Origin of the sequence: Spirosoma aureum (assembly GCF_011604685.1) — a bacterium.
Lineage (GTDB): Bacteria > Bacteroidota > Bacteroidia > Cytophagales > Spirosomataceae > Spirosoma > Spirosoma aureum.
Window position 1 is genome coordinate 4,611,428 of the sequence record NZ_CP050063.1, and the last position, 19,316, is coordinate 4,630,743.

The 19,316-nt window shown below is 46.1% G+C and carries 16 protein-coding genes; 10 read left to right on the forward strand and 6 right to left on the reverse strand.

Annotated elements, in window-relative coordinates; all coding sequences use genetic code 11:
• Positions 1-10 precede the first annotated feature (10 nt).
• Positions 11-1,345, forward strand: coding sequence for a DEAD/DEAH box helicase (locus G8759_RS18160; protein ID WP_167210409.1), 1,335 nt, complete (start codon positions 11-13; stop codon positions 1,343-1,345).
• A gap of 22 nt (positions 1,346-1,367) precedes the next feature.
• On the opposite strand, the gene G8759_RS18165 is transcribed toward G8759_RS18160, so the two are convergent.
• The gene (locus tag G8759_RS18165; protein ID WP_167210411.1) at positions 1,368-2,084 is read right to left on the reverse strand and encodes a hypothetical protein; all 717 of its coding nucleotides are present in this window, start codon (positions 2,082-2,084) and stop codon (positions 1,368-1,370) included.
• A gap of 419 nt (positions 2,085-2,503) precedes the next feature.
• Here G8759_RS18165 and G8759_RS18170 point away from each other — a divergent pair, with 419 nt between their 5' ends.
• From G8759_RS18170 to G8759_RS18180, 3 genes are all read left to right on the forward strand, one after another.
• On the forward strand, positions 2,504-3,646 hold the full coding sequence (locus tag G8759_RS18170) for a DEAD/DEAH box helicase (RefSeq protein WP_167210413.1): 1,143 nt from the start codon (positions 2,504-2,506) through the stop codon (positions 3,644-3,646).
• Between the two features lie 225 nt (positions 3,647-3,871).
• Entirely contained in the window at positions 3,872-4,570 is a 699-nt protein-coding gene (locus tag G8759_RS18175; RefSeq protein ID WP_167210415.1) for a YMGG-like glycine zipper-containing protein, read from the forward strand.
• 116 nt (positions 4,571-4,686) lie between these two features.
• On the forward strand, positions 4,687-5,136 hold the full coding sequence (locus tag G8759_RS18180; protein WP_167210417.1) for a YybH family protein: 450 nt from the start codon (positions 4,687-4,689) through the stop codon (positions 5,134-5,136).
• A 112-nt stretch (positions 5,137-5,248) separates the two neighbouring features.
• Here G8759_RS18180 and G8759_RS18185 read toward each other — a convergent pair whose 3' ends face one another.
• Positions 5,249-6,574 (reverse strand): PQQ-dependent sugar dehydrogenase, encoded by a 1,326-nt coding sequence (locus tag G8759_RS18185; protein WP_167210419.1) that lies wholly within the window; start codon positions 6,572-6,574, stop codon positions 5,249-5,251.
• Between the two features lie 222 nt (positions 6,575-6,796).
• Positions 6,797-7,510: an NUDIX hydrolase gene (locus G8759_RS18190; protein ID WP_167210421.1), complete on the reverse strand. Its 714-nt coding sequence runs from the start codon at positions 7,508-7,510 to the stop codon at positions 6,797-6,799.
• Positions 7,511-7,628: 118 nt separating this feature from the next.
• Between G8759_RS18190 and G8759_RS18195 the strand changes: the two genes are divergently transcribed.
• Together G8759_RS18195 and G8759_RS18200 are read left to right on the forward strand one after the other, a co-directional pair.
• Positions 7,629-8,918, forward strand: coding sequence for a hemolysin family protein (locus tag G8759_RS18195; RefSeq protein WP_167210423.1), 1,290 nt, complete (start codon positions 7,629-7,631; stop codon positions 8,916-8,918).
• A gap of 64 nt (positions 8,919-8,982) precedes the next feature.
• Positions 8,983-9,312 carry a hypothetical protein gene (locus G8759_RS18200; RefSeq protein WP_167210425.1) on the forward strand — a complete coding sequence of 110 codons (330 nt, stop codon included), beginning with the start codon at positions 8,983-8,985 and terminating at the stop codon, positions 9,310-9,312.
• A 79-nt stretch (positions 9,313-9,391) separates the two neighbouring features.
• On the opposite strand, the gene G8759_RS18205 is transcribed toward G8759_RS18200, so the two are convergent.
• Together G8759_RS18205 and G8759_RS18210 are read right to left on the reverse strand one after the other, a co-directional pair.
• Positions 9,392-9,946: a hypothetical protein gene (locus tag G8759_RS18205; protein ID WP_167210428.1), complete on the reverse strand. Its 555-nt coding sequence runs from the start codon at positions 9,944-9,946 to the stop codon at positions 9,392-9,394.
• 27 nt (positions 9,947-9,973) lie between these two features.
• Positions 9,974-11,749, reverse strand: a complete 1,776-nt coding sequence (locus G8759_RS18210; RefSeq protein ID WP_167210431.1) for an ABC transporter ATP-binding protein — start codon at positions 11,747-11,749, stop codon at positions 9,974-9,976.
• Between the two features lie 215 nt (positions 11,750-11,964).
• Between G8759_RS18210 and G8759_RS18215 the strand changes: the two genes are divergently transcribed.
• Entirely contained in the window at positions 11,965-13,224 is a 1,260-nt protein-coding gene (locus G8759_RS18215; RefSeq protein WP_167210434.1) for a DUF2264 domain-containing protein, read from the forward strand.
• A 57-nt stretch (positions 13,225-13,281) separates the two neighbouring features.
• Here G8759_RS18215 and metG read toward each other — a convergent pair whose 3' ends face one another.
• Positions 13,282-15,333: a methionine--tRNA ligase gene (metG, locus tag G8759_RS18220; protein WP_167210437.1), complete on the reverse strand. Its 2,052-nt coding sequence runs from the start codon at positions 15,331-15,333 to the stop codon at positions 13,282-13,284.
• Between the two features lie 472 nt (positions 15,334-15,805).
• On the opposite strand from metG, the gene G8759_RS18225 reads away from it, so the two are divergent.
• The 3 genes from G8759_RS18225 (at position 15,806) to G8759_RS18235 (ending at position 19,268) form a co-directional block, all read left to right on the forward strand.
• A complete protein-coding gene (locus G8759_RS18225; RefSeq protein WP_167210441.1) occupies positions 15,806-16,831 on the forward strand; it encodes an NAD-dependent epimerase/dehydratase family protein in 1,026 nt (341 codons plus the stop codon).
• A 159-nt stretch (positions 16,832-16,990) separates the two neighbouring features.
• On the forward strand, positions 16,991-18,391 hold the full coding sequence (locus G8759_RS18230; protein WP_167210444.1) for a tetratricopeptide repeat protein: 1,401 nt from the start codon (positions 16,991-16,993) through the stop codon (positions 18,389-18,391).
• Between the two features lie 148 nt (positions 18,392-18,539).
• Positions 18,540-19,268 carry a TlpA family protein disulfide reductase gene (locus G8759_RS18235; protein WP_167210447.1) on the forward strand — a complete coding sequence of 243 codons (729 nt, stop codon included), beginning with the start codon at positions 18,540-18,542 and terminating at the stop codon, positions 19,266-19,268.
• The last annotated feature ends 48 nt before the right edge of the window (positions 19,269-19,316 follow it).

The window sequence follows — 19,316 nt, forward strand, 5'->3', positions numbered from 1 at the left end:
CAGTATGACTATGAATTTCGACGAACTGAATCTGAATAAACCCCTCCTGAATGCATTAAGCGATCTCGGGTATACAACACCTACAACGATCCAGGAAAAGGTATTTTCGGTCGTTATGTCGGGTCAGGATGTGTGCGCAATTGCCCAGACGGGAACGGGAAAAACATTTGCTTATCTGTTGCCCTGTCTTCGGCAATTTCAATTTTCGAAGGAAAAACTCCCCCAGTTATTGATTATCGTTCCAACGCGCGAACTGGTCGTTCAGGTTGTTGAAGCGGTAGAAAAACTGACAACATACATGAATCTGGTCGTGGTTGGTGTATACGGTGGCGTCAATATGAAGACCCAACTCGCGGAGGTTCGACAGGGGATCGATGTGTTAGTAGCCACGCCCGGACGCCTGGCCGACTTACTATTGAATGGGGCCGTAAAAACGAAAGCTATCAAGAAACTCGTGATCGACGAGTTCGACGAAATGCTGAATCTTGGATTTCGTACCCAGCTAAAAATTATTCTGGACTTGTTGCCCCATAAGCGGCAGAACCTGTTGTTCTCGGCTACCCTTACCGACGATGTAGACCAACTGGTCAATGCCTACTTTAATAAGCCTGTTCGGGTAGAAGCGGCTCCGGTTGGCACTCCGCTGGAAAATATTGAACAGACGGGCTACGAAGTGCCGAATTTTTATACGAAGGTTAATCTGTTGCGATTGCTGGTAGAGCAGGATTCGACCATGAATAAAGTCCTGGTTTTTACGGCGACCAAACAACTGGCCGATCAATTGTATGAGCAGTTAGAATCCGATTATTCGGAACGACTGGGGGTTATTCACTCCAATAAATCGCAGAATGCCCGTTTCAATGCCGTCGAGCAATTTAAGTCAGGTACGTATCGCCTTCTGATTGCCACGGATATCATTGCGCGCGGCATCGATGTAGCCAACGTATCGCATGTCATCAACTTCGACACGCCGGACGTGCCAGAGAGCTACATTCACCGCATTGGACGAACCGGACGTGCCGACAAAAAAGGTATCGCCATTACGTTCATTACCGAAGCCGAAAAAGAGAAACTTGCGGCTATTGAAGCGCTCATGAATTACCAGGTTCCGCGGTTGCCGCTGCCCGAAAAACTCACAATTTCGGACGAACTGACGGACGATGAGAAGCCTAAAGTGTACATGAAAACGATTGAGGTTAAGGAACCCAAACGTGAAGATGTGGGACCAGCTTTTCATGAGAAAATTGCGAAAAACAAGAAGGTAAATGTTCGGCGCGATCATGCCGCCGAAAAGATGTTAAAGTACGGAAGACCCATCAAGCGGAGTGGCAAGAAAAATAAATAGCCCGTCAGCAGGTGAAGGGTGCTTACTCAACTTTATTCAGACTATACCGATCTCCTTTCCGTTTCACCGTTAATTGAAAGACTGTCAGTTGATCGGGATGTTTGATCTGAAGCCGGTAGTTTCCAACCGGTAGCTGGTTGATATCAAAATAGCGCGTGTATTCGAGGGATTTGTTGTGTTCTCGGTAATATTCCATCTGTTGCGCATCATCGGTTAGGGTAATATAGATTGGGATATGTTCGGGATTGGTGCAGTACAGCACCAGCTTGCCTAAGTCAGTTACGACCGAATTTGCCGAAAATGTAAGGTCTGCTTTCTGTAACGAGGAAGCTTCCAGAACAGTAGTAGGGGTCGAATGTCCGGCAGAGCGCGAAAACTGGGCGGAATTACTCGCGAGTAAGTCATGAGATTCAATCTGGTAATCAAGCAGATGACGGTTGGTAAGTCGATCTAATAGTTCATCGAACAGACGGACATTGCGCCGGGTTAATTTGACATATCGTCCGGGTAGTTTCTCCTCGTATATGACCTGGTGCGCTGTGTTAAAGAATTGAATATGGGTGGTCCGGGTTTTGTAATCGGTTCGAAGTTTCCAGTAAGCTCCTGAGGAGTCAATTGGGCTGGTGTCTGTTGTTGAGAAATTGGAGTTGGATTGCGCCAGAACCGGCATTGAACCAACCAGCATACTAACGGCAAGTAGCAGCCAGTATCGGCAATTTGCATGCGAAGAAACCATCATAGTTGCTGTTTACTGTTCTTAGAATAAAACACAGATTCTGTATTTCATAATGCTTTGTTTACCTCTGGAAAGGGTATCGACCGTATCGAGTAATGGAATTAATGCCACAAATTCGCCCGGGTCGTTTTATCGCATTAGTCTAAGGTTAAGATAGGTTCAGCAAACTGGCTGAGTTCATTTCATTTAGTAGTGCAAAGCGCTTGCCAAAGAAGAAAAATGGCTAAATCTGTTCAGAAAAGCCATTTTTTGCTGGTAAATATAAAGTTGCTGTCCGTTTGTGGACAATCCACGTACGCATCTGGACAGCAACAGTCAGTCAACAACGGACTACCTCAATGCTAATGCATCAGAAAAGGCATTGAGGTAAAATAAAGGCTGGAAACGGCTCACCAATCATTCATTCACCAAGTAAAATTCATATGCCTTTTTCGTCACTCGGCTTGTCGAAGCCACTCCTGAAAGCAGTAGCAACCCAGAATTACACCAAACCCTATCCGATTCAGCAGGATGCCATACCCGCTATTCTGCATGGGAAAGATATTCTAGGAATCGCTAAAACGGGTTCGGGTAAGACGGCAAGTTTCGTGCTGCCAATCCTGGAGCTGTTTCTACGCCGGCAACTGGCCAAAAATAACCTTGTTAAAGTTCTTGTTCTGGTGCCTACCCGCGAACTGGCTATTCAGGTCGCTGATGTATTCCAGGCATTTAGTGAGAAAATTCCCCGGCAGGTTAAAACGTTGGCCGTTTATGGGGGCGTATCCATTAATCCACAGATGATAGCGATACGGGATGCCGAAATCGTTGTGGCAACTCCCGGTCGGTTGCTGGATCTGATCGCATCAAATGCTGTCCAGTTGTCGGCAGTTGAGGTTCTTGTACTCGACGAAGCTGATAAAATGCTTGATCTAGGTTTCGCCGACGAAATGAACCAGGTATTTGAACTGTTGCCAACCCGGCGGCAAACGATACTTTTTTCGGCCACATTGGGCGATGCTATAGAAACGATCAATAAAAACGTGTTGCGAAATCCAGTTAAAATTGAGGTTGTAGAAGAAGCTGAAAATCTGGATTTGATTAAGCAAATCGCCTATCGTGTCGATCCCGAACGGAAAGGGCCGTTGTTGCGGTATTTGATTAAATCGGGAGCTATGAAGCAGGTGCTGGTCTTTGTTTCCTCTACCCGAACGGCAGACAACGTGGTTACCAAGCTAAACAAAAATGGCATTCAGGCGGCTGCTATCCATAGCGGAAAAACCCAGGGTGCCCGAACAGATGCCCTAACAAAATTCAAGGCGGGTCGCTTGACTGTACTAGTCGCTACCGACCTTATTTCCAGAGGTATTGATATACAGTTATTGCCCCATGTGATCAATTTTGAATTACCCCGATCGCCCAAAGATTACATTCACCGAATTGGCCGAACGGGTCGCGCTGAATCGGAAGGAGAAGCGATTTCGCTGATCTGCCCTGACGACGAACATCACTTTAAAATCATTCAGAAAAAGATGGGCAAACGGGTCGAGATTCTTGAAACCACAGAATTGGATTTGCTGGGATATTGACGATAATCTGCTGATTACAAGACTTTTGATTTTTGGGTAGTGCTCGCCAGTACTCTGCACCGAATATTGACTCATCGGTTCAAATGGCTAAAAATCAGGCTTCTTATTGACTCATACATTAAACCAACCCGCTCTACGTTATTCTAAGAGTAAACAAGTAAGGAGAATGGCGAGTTGATTGTCAGGACAGATCAATCTGCTAACATCTCACTAAAATTCACGGATATGAAAACGATTCATAATAAACTAACCTTGATTTTACTGGCCACTATTCTGGGCCATTCGATCCATGCACAGACCCGATTGGGTTGGGCTCCACAAACAACGGGTGCTGTAGTAGGCGCAGGAGTTGGAGCGGTGGCTGGTGCTGTTATCAACAAGCGTAACCCTGCTGTTGGTGGGGTAGTTGGTGGCGTAATTGGAGGAGCTACCGGATACGCGGTGGGTAAACAAAAGAAAAAACGCTGGAGTCCACAGGCAAAAGGTACAGCCATTGGTGCCGGTGTTGGTGGAGCCGCGGGAGCCATTATCAACAAGCGTAACCGGGTAGTTGGTGGCGTAATTGGTGGTGTTGTCGGTGGTGCTGCTGGTTATGGAGTTGGTAAAGTTATAGATAATAAGAACAAGAGAGAAGCTGCTGCCAGAGCCGCTGCCGAACGAGAGGCAATTGCCCGCGCCGAAGCCGAACGAGAAGCCGCTGCCCGTGTTTCTGATCCTGCCAGTACGGACTTGAAGCCTTACGTGGCAACAAATCGCACGAATGGCACCACTCAGGCGGCACCAGTTGTCCAGCCAACGGCACTATATAGCCCTAAGGGATCACCATCCTCCTATATTTTGAGACAGGGCTATCTGCCTAATGAATCCTTCGGTGACGAGTCGACGGCCTACGGCGATTCGGAATACAGACGAAAAAGCTGGTAGTCAGCTGTTCACATAAAAACACCATTCCTTTAACAGGACTTTCTCGCTGGTCGTGTCGTGCCCTAAATAAGGGCACGACACGACCAGGTGGGAACGTGCCATAAATTTTAACAGTCATGAAATCATTCCTTTTGATTATAATCGGTTCTCTATTTTTTACGGCCTGTACAAGTGATGCCGTAAATATTCAGGACCTTAATCGCCAATTTATCGATGCCTGGAACACGAAAAATGCGGACAAAATAGCTGGCTATCTGGCCGAAGATGTGGACTTCGTACAGGGTAATACGCATTTTAAGGGTAAATCGGAAGTCTCGAAAAAGTGGGTTCAGGAAACACTGCCAACGCTTTCTGATTTGAAAACAAATGTAGTAAGTTCGGGTATCGATAAGAAAACTGCTTATGAAGCCGGGACATTTTCGGTTGATGTATTACCTGCCAGTCCGGATCTGCCGCATGGTATCGGTGAAGGGAATTTTATCCTTCTCTGGAAAAAGGGGGATGATGGAACCTGGAAGTTAAGCTACGCGCAACTGGAAGACATGCCCGTGCAGGCTAAAAATTAGATTAACCATTATTAAACCAGAAGCGTGTTTTGTCAGTGATTGACCTGTAAGCGATACAGGAGTAATACTGACAAAACACGCTTCTGGTTTTAGGAGTCTGTTTATAAGTTGTTTATTCCCTTGTTCGTGAGGAAGGCTTTTTTGCGCTGTTTGCGTCCCCTTTATAAGCAATGCGAAACAGCGTTCCGTTTAAATCATCTGTTACATACAATGAGCCATCAGCGCTTTGTGCCAGCCCACATGGACGATGTTGAACGGGGCCGGTTGGTTTAACCAGGTCGGTTCCCGCAAAATTATCGGCGAAGATCTCCCAGTTTCCAGAAGGTTTTCCATTCCTGAAGGGTACAAAGGCGACCATATATCCTTTATGCAACTCCGCCGATTGGGCATGAAAGGCAATAAAGGCACCATTGCGGTATTTTTCAGGAAAAGCTGTTCCGGTATAAAACAACAAACCATTAGGGCCAAGGTGTGCCGGGAAAGCCATCAACGGATTAATTGTTTTTTCACCGCCCGTTTTTTTGCCGTCACCGCCATATTCGGGAGCCAGAATTTTCTTTTTCTGAATATGATCGTAATAGATGTAAGGCCAGCCAGCATCATCACCCCGATGGACCTCATACATCGTTTCGGCGGGCAACTCAGCACTTTGCTTGGGCGTATAATATTGCGGATAAAAGTCGTGGAACTGGCCCCGCCCGTGTTGCATAACAAATAAAGAGTTGGTTTTCTGATTCCAGTCAAGGCCAACTACGTTTTTAAGTCCGGTAGCGTAGCGAACACCATCGGCATAGGTTTGATTGGTCCGGCTCGCCTTGAACTGCCAGATGGCCGCTGCTGAATCGAGCAGGGGGCAGGGCATTAAACCTTTGCCTGTTCCTGCGTCACGGCAGGCATCGTTATCAGAAGCCACATTTACATATACATTGTCCTGATTGTCAACGACAATTGATTTTGACAGATCCCTGGTGTGTGCCATCAGACCCGACACAAGCTTTTCGGGTTGATCAGGATTGATAACTTCATCCTTATCATTGAGCTTGTACCGAAAAATACTCGTGTTCGATGAGGTGTAGAGGTAGCCATTTTTCAGGTAAATACCAGTGCCCGGATAATCGCCAAAACCAACCTGTTCGTCGATGACGCCATCTTTATCGGTGTCGCGTAATCGATAAATACCTTTGCCATCCTTTAATTTGGATAACTTCACGTATATAGTTCCCGTTTTCGTAATGACCAGGTGTCGCGTTGATCCTAACCCCTCGGCCATGATAGTTGCTGAAAAGCCGACCGGGAGCTTCAGGTCAGAGGCAACAATTGCTTTTGACGAACTACGAGTTGAACGAGAGGGAGGAGCATCGGTCGGCGCAGCGCCAGTACTGCCATGAGCAGCCAGCGCGGTTAATAGGCAGGCAACCGTAAAAAAAAGGTTATTCATAAAAGAATGTGAACCAGAACGGAAAATAGGATTGACTAGAACAGTAAGTACGCTGCTGTCAAAAAATACTATTCTACCTGTTCATATAAAAAAACATCCTCTGAAATTTAAATTTCAGAGGATGTTTATAGGGAGTCAATTGGGTAGTTTATGAGGATAATTACATCCAAATTCTGCTACTTTGAGTAGATCATTGTTTAGTCCCCATGCTATCCAGTTTACTTAATTATCCATTGATTGATCAACCGACTGGTTAACAGTATCGATTACAAAACGAATAGAACTGAATGAATTCGTAAGTGCTAACTTCGTCTGTCGCTGATCGAGCCAGGCTAGCTTTTCAATTCCCTCATCTTCCTGCGGAGCCATTCGTTTATCGTCAACTACGGCCATTCGGTACCATTTAGTGCGTTTCAATATCCGGTTTCCATTTAAGGCATAGGTATGCCAGGTGGTACAGATCCGTTCACCCAATGATACGCGAACCCCCGTTTCTTCTTCAACCTCACGGGCTGCACCCTGACGCGATGATTCGCCATCATCTAATTTGCCTTTCGGCAAATCCCAGACACCCCGCCGAAACATCAACAGCATTTTATCGCCTTTAAAAACAACGCCACCAGCGGCTTTAATGATCCTAAAGGGCTTTTTTATCGCATCTTCACAGGCGCTTTTGTCAAGGCATCCAAGTGTTATTGACAAAAGATGGTCCGACTTTGCTTTCTGTAGCAATGCAAGAATTTTCTCAACCGTGGCTGGGGTTGTATTAAGCACCAGAAGATGACCCTGTAACACATCCACTTTCAGCACATCCAGGCGAGCGTCAACGATACGATCATAATCGCCGAAAGCTTCCTGTTTCAACGAGCTGGTGAGTTGCGATGTGGCTTTTGGGCCAACGAGCCGGATTGGGCGGTCGTTAATGAAAACAATCATTGGGGAATTATGCGGTTCGAAGGGTAAAAATAGCAAAAACCAACGGTCTCTTGCACCATTAAACCATTATAAACAGTTTCCGTTTACTATTTTTGCGTCAAGCCAACCATTCCCATTTGTGGAAATCCTTATAATTTTATTGTTGACGATTCTGAATGGGGTATTTTCCATGTCAGAGATCGCCCTTGTTTCTTCCCGTAAATCCAAGCTGGAAACGGCTGCTAAAAATGGAGATCGTAGAGCGCAGGTAGCCCTCGACCTGTCGAATTCTCCCAATCGATTCCTGTCAACGGTTCAGATTGGCATTACGCTGATCGGGATTTTGCTTGGTATTTTTTCGGGCGATAAGCTGACCGATGATGTTCAGAATTTTGTTGCCCAAATTGAGATCATTCGGCCTTACGCTCATTCAGTTGCCGTTGTGTTGGTGCTATTATTACTAACATACCTGTCGCTGGTATTTGGTGAGCTGGTTCCTAAGCGCATTGGGTTGTCAAATCCTGAAGGCATTGCGAAAACAATGGCTGCACCAATGATTTTATTGTCGCGATTGACTTCACCCTTCATTGCTCTGTTGACGGTTTCGAGTGATGTTCTGCTAAAAATCCTGAATATCAAACCGAATGAAAGTGCCGTGACGGAGGAAGAAATCAAAAGCTTAATTCAGGAAGGGACGTCAGGAGGAGCCATTGAAGAAATTGAGCAGGAAATCGTTCAGAATGTTTTTCAACTCGGTGACCGCAAAATTACGTCGTTGATGACGAACCGTCAGGAGATTATTTACCTTGATCTGGAAGATGAACCCGCCGAAAACAAAGCTAAAATTCTGGATTATAAGCATTCTGTCTATCCGCTTTGTAACGGCAGTGTAGACGAAGTGGTCGGCCTGATTTACACAAAAGATTTTCTTGGTAAAGATCTGGACGTTGAACTGACAAAGCTGGATGATATTAAACGGGAAGCGTTGTTTGTGCCTGAGAATAACCGGGCCTATCAGGTACTCGAGCGTTTCCGGGAGCGAAAGCAGTATGTCGGCATGATTGTCGATGAATATGGTGGCGTTTTAGGGGTCGTAACGCTGAATGATATTCTGGATGTTTTGGTAGGCGATATCAATGACGATTCGCATTCGGACTACGAAATCCGAACCCGCGATGATGGGAGCTATTTAATTGATGCTCAGTTGCCGTTTGAGGATTTTGTTTCATACTTTTCGATCAATATTACCGCTCAGGCCCGGCGTGATCTTACCGGATTTGATACGTTGGGCGGGTTTGCACTGCATATTCTAAAAGACATCCCTCAAACAGGTGAATCCTTTGTCTGGCAGGCATTTCGATTCGAAATTGTTGATATGGATAAGAGTCGTATTGATAAGATACTTGTCCGTAAACTGGCTGAAGAATAAGGATATTGTTAAACAGCAAACCCATTTTACTGGTTATAGATGAGAACCAACTTCATCAATAGCCATGCGATATTTCATCCCAGATTCTATTGATTCTACTGGCAGCAGCTCAAGCAAGGTTCCGTCAGGTATGGACAACGACCCTAAAGCAGATGAAGAAGTAATTGATCAAGGGGCAGGCGATCCATCGGCGCATTATCCCAAAGCCGTAGAACAAACTCCTGAGCCCGCAAAAATTGCTCCCGACGATCTTGCTGACTCAATTGCATATGCACTTGATGGAAGCGGCCCTGGCCCAACTGGCGAAAAACCCAATGTTTCGGGGCATAAACCTATTACAGAGGGAGTAACCGGCGCCGGATTAGATGAAGAAGAGGAAGCATTACGAGCCTAGTTATAGAAGTGCATGCTTATTAATGCAAAAGGGAATGACCTAACAGTTTGGCATTCGCTTTTGCATTAAACGAAACGAACTAACCTAGTCGCTCCTGTAATAATTTTAAAATGACATGCTGAGTCAGTTTTATTTCTGATACGTCGCTTTTCAGAGCTGATACGTCACTTTTTAAAACAGAGACATCAACCTTTAAAGTAGATACGTCACTTTTTAAAATAGATACATCACTCTTTAAGATTGATACATCACTTTTTAAAGTTAAGACGTCGCTCTTTAAGATTGATACATCATTTTTTAAGGCTGATACATCGCTCTTTAATATTGATACATCACTTTTTAAGGCTGATACATCGCTCTTTAAAACTGAGATATCCCCTTCGGTTGAAGTAAGCCGACTATTGACCTGTTCGAAGCCCTTGCGTACTTCAACTGTCAGATTAGCCAAGGCAGAAGCTGTTTTGTCTGTTTTACGTTCTATTCGAAGTACATCGATTTTAACTTCTGCTATGTCTGTTTTGATAATAGCAATCTCATTGGCTATGGCGCCCATCTGTCCGATCATTCGATCTTGTTTCTGAGCAATATCCGCAACTATTGGTTCGAGTTGGTTAAGGCGTCTTTCCGGTGTCATGGAAGCAAATGTAACGAAATATTTATTTTAAACTACTTCCTTGTATTGCATCCTGTATAAATTCGCGTAGAACCCTTCACGTTGAAGAAGTTCTTCATGATTTCCCTGTTCTACAATGCGTCCTTTGTCTACAACAATTATGTTATGCGCTTTTTGAATCGTTGACAACCGGTGGGCAATAACGATTGCAGTACGGCCTTTCATAAGTTTGTCAATGGCATTTTGGATCATTTCTTCAGTCTCGGTATCAACAGAGGAGGTCGCTTCGTCGAGAACTATAATTTTGGGGTCCTGAACCATGGCCCGAACGAATGAAATCAACTGCCGCTGCCCGACTGATAGCGTAGAGCCCCTTTCCATAACATTATAGGCATAGCCACCCGGCAGACGTTCAATAAAGTCGTGAACACCAACCAGTTTAGCAGCCTCCACCATTTTTTCGCGGCTTATTCGTTTATCACCCAGTGTAATGTTATTCTCGATCGTGTCAGAAAACAGGAAAACGTCCTGCAAAACAACACCGATGTTTCGGCGTAAATGACCGAGTTCATAATCATGAAGGTCTACGCCATCTACATTAATTTCCCCTTTATTGATGTCGTAGAATCGACTCAGCAGGTTAATGATAGACGATTTCCCAGCTCCTGTTGCGCCAACAAAGGCTACGGTTTCGCCAGCATTGACCCGGAATGAGATATCTCGTAAAACCCAATCCTCATTGTTATAGGCAAACCAGACGTTATTAAATTCAACCTCTCCGCGAATGGTTGTGGGAGCATAATTGCCATTATTGACCGTGAACTCATCACTATCCAGAAGTTTAATAATCCGGTCGGTACTGACAATGCCCATCTGTAATGTATTGAAACGGTCGGCCAGCATTCGGATCGGACGGAAAAACAGGTTGATAAACATCACAAAGGCCGTAACAGTCCCGAACGTGATGTCGGCGTTTATGATTTGTTTAGCTCCGTACCAGACAACCAGACCAACCGCAACTGCCGAAATAATATCGGCAACGGGGTAATAAACGGAATAATACCAGATTGAGCGAATATTGGCAGCCCGGTGTTCAGCATTAATGGCGCGGAATTTCTCCGCTTCGATTTTTTCGCTCCCAAAAATCTGGACGATGTTCATGCCGGTAATGTGCTCCTGAACAAACGAGTTCAGATTGGCAACGGCGGTCCGGACTTCATTGAACGATTTTTTGATTTTTTCCTTGAAGACGTACGTACTGAACAGCATTAATGGAATTGTAGACAGGCTGATTGCTGCCAAACGCCAGTCGGTGTAAAACATCACCCCAATGATCAATACCAATTGCAGAATATCTCCCGCAATGGCAGCCATGCCCTCACTGAAAACATCAGCCAGCGTTTCAACATCTGAAATGGAACGTGTTACCAGTCGACCAATAGGGGTGTTATCGAAAAATTTCAACCGCAATTGAAGAATCTTACGATAGAGTTGCACCCGGATGTCGCGTATGATGTATTGCCCAAGCCAGCCCGACAGGTATGTATTCGAAAATTGCACAATAGCCTGTGCCACTAATACACCAATCATAATGGCCAGCATCAGCGTTAATTGCTGATAATCACCCGCTGAAATAACGTTATCGATAGTATAACGAATTAGCAGAGGAGCAAGCGGAGCCAGACAGGCCGATAGTAAAATGACACCTATAAGGAGATAAAAGCGAGCTTGGTAAGGCTTTACAAACGAGTATAGCCGTCGTAGAATGGCCAAGTCGAAGATTCGACCGGCCGACGATCCGGCACTTTTCTGTTCTTCGTTCACGGGAAATTAAATGGCGAGTTTTATGGGGTAACAGTGTTTCGCTGCCGAACGTTTCAGCCAAAAATGGATTTGATTCTTGGGCGCGACGGAATAGAAACAGTAAAATTAATCGTCAGCTACTTTACTGAATAATTCTTTATCGCGCATTTTATAAACTATCGATCTATCTTTTAGGTCAGGTTAGGTAAACGGGAAGACAATTATCGGATATAACTATGAAACGGCGGACGTTTGCCCGACTGGTTGCTACACTGCCAGTAAGTCTACATGTAGAAAAAGAAAACCAAGTTTATACGGGTTCTGATGTGATACCCAAGACAATAGTAGCCAATGACGATGATCGGGCATATTGGCTGCGAACCCTCTTGAAAGTTGCTGATCCAGTATTGACAGCCCTGGCACAGAATCGATTAAAAGCCGAGATGCCAGTCGAATCGGCGCCGGGCCAACAGGCTGGACGCATCGCTGTGTCACATCTGGAAGCCCTGGGCCGAACATTGGCAGGAATCGCTCCCTGGCTTCAACTGGATAGTGACGACTCGCCGGAAGGGAGATCGAGGCAGCGTTATTTTGACCTAACCTGGAAAGGAATTGCCAACGCTGTTAACCCAGAAGCAGCCGATTATCTGAACTTTACGAAAGGAGGGCAACCCTTAGTCGATGCGGCTTTTTTAGCGCATGGGCTACTACGTGCCCCTAAACTATGGTCTGCTTTAAATACGACTGAACAGGCCAATCTGGTTAAAGCCCTACAAGCCAGCAGGTCAATTAAGCCCGGTTATAATAACTGGCTGTTGTTCAGTGCTATGGTTGAAGCCGCTTTATTGAAGTTTACGGGATCGGGTGATGAACTCCGCATGGATTATGCGATTCGGCAGCATCAGGCGTGGTATAAAGGCGATGGGGCCTATGGCGATGGGCCCGACTTTCACTGGGATTATTATAACAGCTATGTCATTCAGCCAATGTTACTGGATGTTGTCAAAACATTGGTAGAGGCCGGGAAGACTGATAAATCCTTATATGAATCGTTGTTGGCCCGTGCCCAGCGATATGCCCAAATTCAGGAGCGAGTGATTGGGCCCGATGGTTCATTTGCCGCTTTCGGACGATCGCTGGCTTATCGTTGTGGTGCATTCCAGCTACTGTCGCAGGTCAGTTTGCAAAAAAATCTTCCAGCCGAACTGCCGGCAGGTCAGGTACGATCCGCATTGACTGCCGTAATGCGTCGGACGATGGATGCTACCGGCACGTTCGATCCCAAAGGCTGGCTACAGATTGGCTTGTGTGGCCATCAGCCTTCTATTGGCGAAACCTATATTTCGACAGGGAGTTTGTACTTGTGTTCTGTCGCATTTTTGGCGCTCGGTTTACCAGCCACTGACCCGTTCTGGACCGATCCGGCAGCCGATTGGACCGCGAAAAAAATATGGTCGGGGCAGGATGTGAAAACCGATCATGCGATAAAAGGATAAAAAAAGCCGGGCACTATGACTGTACCCGGCTTTTTAGTCTTGTCTATTTACAATCAACTACGAAACGGTTCCGCCGTTCCAGACAGAATCCGGTGGAGCAATGAGGGCTAGTTTGCCGTCGCGGTCTTCTGCCATTAGAATCATTCCCTGCGATTCCAGACCCATCATCTTGCGGGGGGCCAGATTGGCCAGGAAGGTTACCTGCTTACCGATTACATCTTCGGGCGAGAAATGCTTGGCAATTCCACTCAGAATCTGGCGTCCACCGAGGCCATCATCAACTTTCAGTTTCAGGAGTTTATCGCTTTTGGGCACCCGCTCCGCTTCGGTGATCGTGCCAATCCGAATATCCATCTTGGCAAAATCATCGTATGTAATTTCATTCCGGAGAGCCGGTACTGTTTTTGTCTCTAATTCATTCATGCGTTTGGCATTCAGTAGCTTCTGAATCTGTTTATTAATCTCTTCGTCTTCGATTTTAGCGAATAATAAGTCTCCTTTACCAAGTTCATGCCCTTCGGTAAGCAGATCAGCGCGGCCAGCATTGGTCCAGTTGAAATGCTCGGTAATATTGAGCTGGCTACGCAATTTCTCCGTTGTAAATGGTAAAAAAGGTTCGCAGACAATACTCAGATTTGCCGAAATTTGCAGGGCGATATTCAGAATGGTATTTGTGCGTAGCTGATCGGTTTTAACAACTTTCCACGGTTCCGTTTCAGCCAGGTATTTATTACCCAATCGAGCCAGATCCATCAGGTGGCCCAGTGCTTCACGGAATTTATAGTTGGCGATTGCCTGCCCGATTCGATCCGGAAACTGCGCCAATTCGTCCAGAACCTGTTGATCATAATCCGTTAAGCTACTTACCGGTGGAACGTGGCCATCGCAGAATTTCTGGGTAAGCACAATTGCCCGGTTGATGAAATTGCCAAATACGGCTACCAACTCGTTGTTGTTACGAGCCTGAAAATCTTTCCAGGTAAATTCGCTGTCTTTCGTTTCAGGCGCGTTAGCCGCCAGTACGTACCGCAGCACATCCTGTTTGCCGGGCAATTCGTCCAGATATTCATGCAGCCATACCGCCCAGTTGCGGGATGTACTGATTTTATCTCCTTCGAGGTTCATGAATTCGTTGGCTGGAACATTGTCAGCCAAAATGAAACTACCCTCAGCCATCAGCATAGCCGGGAAAATAATACAGTGGAAAACGATATTGTCTTTGCCAATAAAGTGAACCAGTTTGGTATCCTTATCACGCCAGTATAATTCCCAGTCACGGCCTTGCTGTTCAGCCCATTCTTTGGTCATCGAAATGTAGCCAATCGGCGCATCGAACCAGACATAGAGAACTTTTCCATCGGCGTTGGGCAAAGGAACCTTTATCCCCCAGTCGAGGTCGCGGGTCATGGCACGTGGGCGAAGACCTTCTTTCAACCACGACTGGCATTGCCCGAATACGTTTGTTTTCCACTCCGTGTGACTATTTACGTACTCTTCGATTCTGGGCTGCATCCGGTCGAGTGGAAGAAACCAGTTTTTTGTTGCCCGCATAACGGGTTTCGAACCCGAAAGAGTCGAGTGAGGCTCGATGAGTTCGGTAGGACTGAGGGCTGTACCGCATCGTTCGCACTGATCACCATAGGCATTTGGATTACCGCAGACCGGGCAGGTTCCGACGATATATCGGTCGGCCAGAAAACTGCCAGCCACCTCATCGTAATATTGTTCGGTTACCTCCTCATCGAAATCGCCGTTGTTGTATAGCTTCGTAAAAAACTCCTGCGAGGTTTCGTGATGTATCTGATTCGAAGTCCTCGAATAGATGTCGAACGAGATGCCGAAGTCGCTGAATGCCTGTTTGATCTGGCCGTAATACTTGTCGACGACTTCCTGGGGGGTAATTCCTTCTTTTTTGGCTTTGATCGTAATCGGAACACCGTGCTCATCGGTGCCGCTGATGAAAGCGACATCCTTCCCTGTTGAGCGCAGGTAGCGTACGTAAATATCGGCGGGCAGGTAACAACCAGCAATGTGGCCGATATGAATCGGTCCGTTGGCGTAAATCAGAGCCGCCGTAACGGTATAGCGTTGTGGGTTTTCGAGGGACATAAGTTGATTATCGGTTTTCGATTGCTGGTTTTCGGTTTAACAAAGGTTTGGGCCACCGTAAACCGTACACTGAAAACCATATTTGGCCGCAAAATTAGCAATTCAGACCCGAACGTTGTTATGTTTACGTAACGAGTACAAGCCGGACTGCTATGGATAACAACACGCCGAATACGAATAATTTCCTCAACTGGGTCGAAATCAAAAACTTCAAGTCAATAAAAGACCCGCAAACGCTTTCATTTAATGTTGTCTGAGCGTAGACAGTAGCAAAGATGAGAGACATAGGCTTTTTCTATACTACTGAAGGAGTTAGGAAAACTAGCTGAACTATAGTTTTAAATCTGATGTCAATTAATCGAGAACTTAGTTGAAGCCTAAGTTGGTCGAAATGTCTCCGGACGATCATCACTATTCATAAATCGCCACACCCATCAGTTTCCGGGCTTCCTCATACTTGAACAAATTTTGAATGTCATCATTACCTAATCCGGTCTTCATTACCGGGGCAACCGGCTTTATTGGATCACACATTGCCCGCCGATATTTGGCAGATGGGCATGCTGTATCTGCCCTGAAACGCCCTAACAGTAGCTATGGCCTCCTAGCCGACGTAGCCGGGCAAATTACCTGGTTTGAGGGTGATGTGCTGGATATTCCGTCACTTGAAACAGCCATAAAATCTGGGCGGTCCGGCGCACCGGTCGATGTCGTTCATGCCGCGGCCATCGTTTCATTCGTGCCGAAAGACCGTGACAGAATGGAACGTATCAATGTTGAAGGAACGTCGAATGTTGTCAACGTCTGTTTAAAAGTCGGTATACGTAAGTTGGGTTTGATCAGTTCAGTAGCGGCTATCGGACGACCTGTGCCGAAAGGAGGGGAGACCGGCGAACCCATTGTCGTTAATGAAGCCCAGAAATGGGAGGAATCACCTAATAACTCGATCTATGCCAAAACCAAATACCGGGCTGAACTGGAAGCATGGCGGGGAGTAGCCGAAGGACTCAATGTGGTAATGGTGAATCCTTCGGTTGTGCTCGGCGCTGGCGACTGGAATCGAAGCAGCCTGCAACTGATCAAGTATGTAGCTGATGAAAGGCCATTCTACCCGTCCGGGCTGGTGAACTATGTCGATGTACTCGACGTCACCGATACTCTTGTCAAGCTAATGAAGTCTGACATAACTGCCCAGCGGTTCATCCTGAACGGGGGCACCATTCCGTATCGTTCCTTGTTAGAACAGATAGCGGTCGTGCTGGGGAAACGTCCACCGAGAAGGCGGGTGTCGCCAACTCTGACCCGTTTGCTCTGGCCACTAGAGGCTGTGCGAGCGAGAATTCTAGGAAGGGCTCCGCTAATTACTCGGGAAACGGCCCGTTCGTCGAGCTCGATGTATGCCTATGATGGACATAAAATTGAGCAGGTGCTTGGTTTTCAGTACCGACCGCTAAGCGATACTCTGCAACTTGTGGCAGATGCGTTTCTGAAGACCTGAAAATGGGAGATAAGTTCAGTTCACGGTAACTTGAATGGTTTGCAATTTTTCGGGATTTGGGTTGGAGTTTTGCTTTTTTGAATTTATATTTCACTGCCAAAGGATAAATCGCACCATTGGTGCGGCCCCTATCCGCCCAACATTTTTGAAGGCAATAGCATGGAGCAAGAGTTCGAAGAACGAGAAGGCGATATTAAAGAATCAATCCGGCGTTTTGAGCAAATGCTGGATCAGCAGCAAAGCCAGTTTTTCGACCTGGACGTCTATGAACAGATGGTTGAACATTACCTCAACCACGGTGATTTAGACAAGGCGTTGAAAGCCGCCGAATCCGGTCTGGAAAACTTCCCTTATGCGCTGGAACTTATGCTCGACAAAGCCCAGATTCTGGCTAACTTCCAACGGTTCGATGAGTCGCTGGAACTGCTGGAACGGGCTTCACTTTTTAACCCCGGTGATCTGGACGTACCGTTCATGCAGGGCTCTGTCCTGAATATGGCTGGCCGATACGAAGAGTCAATCCAGGTGCTGGAAGAACTACTCGACCGTGCTGAAGAAAAAGAAGATATCCTGTTCCAGTTAGGGCAGAGTTACCAGAACTGGGGCAAGTATGATGAAGCAATTACCCAGTATAAAAAATCCATCGCGCTGAATATCAACAACGAAAATGCGTTGTATGAACTGGCATTTTGTCTGGATGTCACGGGCGAACTGGAAAATAGTCTGACGTATTACCAGCAGTTAATTGATAAAGACCCATATTCGTATAATGCCTGGTACAACATCGGTATTGCCTACAGCAAGCTGGCCCGTTATGCCGAAGCTGCCGAAGCCTATGATTACGCCGTTATTATCAAAGAGGATTTTGCGTCGGCTCATTTTAATCTGGGAAATACCTACATGAATCTTGGGCTGTTCGAGAAAGCCGAAGTCTGTTATCGGGAAACCCTGAAGTATGAAGAAGCCACTGCCGATACATACTGCCATCTCGGTGCCAGTCTAGAGAAGCAGGATCGGATACCCGAAGCCGTAAAAGAATATAGGGAAGCCATTAAATTAGATAGCTTGTGGGACGAAGCCTGGTATGGTATCGGCGTGTGTCTGAGCGAATCGGGTAAGTGGTATGAGGCACTTCCATTCCTGCAAAAAGCGGTTAAGCTGAACGATCAGAATGGAGAATATTACCTCGCACTGGCCGAAACAGAATATAAGATTGGGAATGTTCTGTCCAGCATTGAGGCCTTCGAGAAAGCTGCTGAGGTAGATGCCGAAAATCCGGATGTGTATCTGACCTGGTCACTGGTTCCTTTCGATCAGGGTGATTTTCTGAAGGCGAACGAGATTATTCAGGCTGGTATTGACGATATGCCCAAAGAAGCGGATTTATACTACCGTTCGGCGGTTTATCTGATACACGCAGGGTATTATCGGGAATCGTTGATTCAACTGGAAGCTGCCCTCTCCCTTGATTATGACGCTCACGTTCAACTCTTTGAGTTCTTTCCGGAACTTGAAAAACAAAAAGCGCTGTACAAGATAATCCAGCAATACAAAAAATAGTCCATAACTCGATTGAAACAAAAATGCCCCTTCCAACAGAAGGGGCATTTTTGTTATAAATGCTACATTGGCGTGAATTTTGATACTTTACTAATAAACATAAAGGACCAGAAAATAACGATGGCTCATCAGCCATCAGATCATTCTTATGACATTCTATAAACGAGCGATCCTAACTACCTTAATCGCTACATACGGAGCAGTCTGCCAGGCGCAGGTTGGTGTGCAGAAAAGAAGCATCCATGTCAACCGACGGATTGCCGATACAACTCCGATTATTAACCAGTCAACGGGTCAGCGGGTAACACTGGAAGAATATAGCCAGCTTAGTAAAGCCGATCCGCATGCCTATCATTTAGTGCCTGATTACAACGAATTTGGCCAGCCGGGCTCGTACGTTCTCAGAACTGCTACGGCTGAGGAGCATGAAACGCACCAGTTTCGGGATCGAAATCCGGCAAAACAGCCCAAGGCCGGGCAGATAATCACTCCTTTCTCAATGACTGGCCTAGATGGCAAAATCTACCGATCAGCAGATTTACTCGGGAAAGTAGTTATTTTAAGTTTCTGGATCAGTCTTGATAAACCCTTTTGGGGCGACAAGGAAGCAACTCAATTTAAGGATGCGTTAAAGCCCACCCAGGCTCAGGAAGCTCCGGTGGTGTTAGGTATTTTAAATAGTGAACCTTCGGGAGTGCCCCTGAATTCGTTGCCATTTATGCCCATACCAAATGCGTATGGCTTTCATGGAAAATACCATATAACAAGTATTCCTACGTTTGTGGTAATCGATAAAACCGGGAAAGTTGCTGCTAATCTGCAAGGGCCAGGCGTATATGACAAACTCAAAGAAGTGTTGGCTACTGTAACAAAGTAGCGAGTCGGCCAAAAAAAACTTGCTGGTGGCAAGCCCGTCCATGCGAAC